At 32.9% G+C, this 993-nt stretch carries 1 protein-coding gene; it reads left to right on the top strand.

The window, feature by feature from the left end; all coding sequences use genetic code 11:
- Positions 1 to 144: 144 nt before the first annotated feature.
- Positions 145 to 993, top strand: an 849-nt coding sequence (locus OZD62_RS01540) for a hypothetical protein (protein WP_275019284.1), incomplete at its 3' end; no start/stop codon positions are given.

The following is a 993-nucleotide window of genomic DNA, read 5'->3' on the forward strand; positions in this document are numbered from 1 at the left end:
CTAGCTATGAGTAGGGTTATGTTAAAGAGGGAATATGCTTGAATTTACTAGTTTCCGGACAACCTCTTAAAGCGTTTTACAGATAAGGCAGAAGATGTAGCTAAGTTTGTTATACGTAGTGACTCAATTGATTATGTAAAATCGATGAATGGAAAGCCATCAGGTCTTAAGATATTAAAGGAAATATTGAATAGAATCTCGGGAAGAAATGTTCCAGTTAAGAATATAAGTAGTTTTATTGATAAATTACCTCCTCCTACTTCAATGACAATCTTTGAATATCTAGAGGCTTATCGTAAAATTTCAGGTTTGGAGCAAGTTGAAAGAGGAAATATTGCAATAGCTCCAGAAAAGCCAGAACGCAGTTTTCTAAAAGAAGATAGACAAGTAGAAGTTAATTATAATGATTCAGGCCATGGAAATTCATTAGATGAAAAGCCTGGATACAAAGAGATATCAAATTATCAAGAGAAGAAGAGTAAAATTTTAACAGAAAATTCACAAAGTTCAAAATCGCCTAGAGAAGAGCTAATTTATGTAACAGTTCCTAAAGAACATATGGAAGCAAAAAGAGAACTTAAACAAAAACAACAATCTAAACCTCCAATATTGCCAAAACCATCAATAGCACCCCCATTGCCAAAAAAAATGTTTACTGCTGGTCAAGAAGTTAGACAAAAACCAAAAGTAGTAGGAACTGTTCCTAAATCAACTAAAGATAAACCTGAATTACCACTAAAACTTAAAAAGTTAGGTCATACTGATCAAAAATCAAGCACAAAGCTAGAAATGGTAGTATCTTCTATGGAAAAAGAAATTAATTATAATATCGATATTAAAGTACAAGAGATAAGAAAAAAATTCAAACAAAATCAAGCAAAAGAAAGTCCTAATGCGCAAACTATTGAAAGCAGGACCCCTCCTGTTGCACAAGTGAATATAGATGTGGAGAAAAAAACTAGGCCATCACCAAAAGTTGCTTCCCAATCTCGC

The sequence above is a fragment of the Wolbachia endosymbiont of Drosophila seguyi genome (assembly GCF_028981765.1).
GTDB classification, from domain to species: Bacteria; Pseudomonadota; Alphaproteobacteria; order Rickettsiales; family Anaplasmataceae; genus Wolbachia; species Wolbachia pipientis.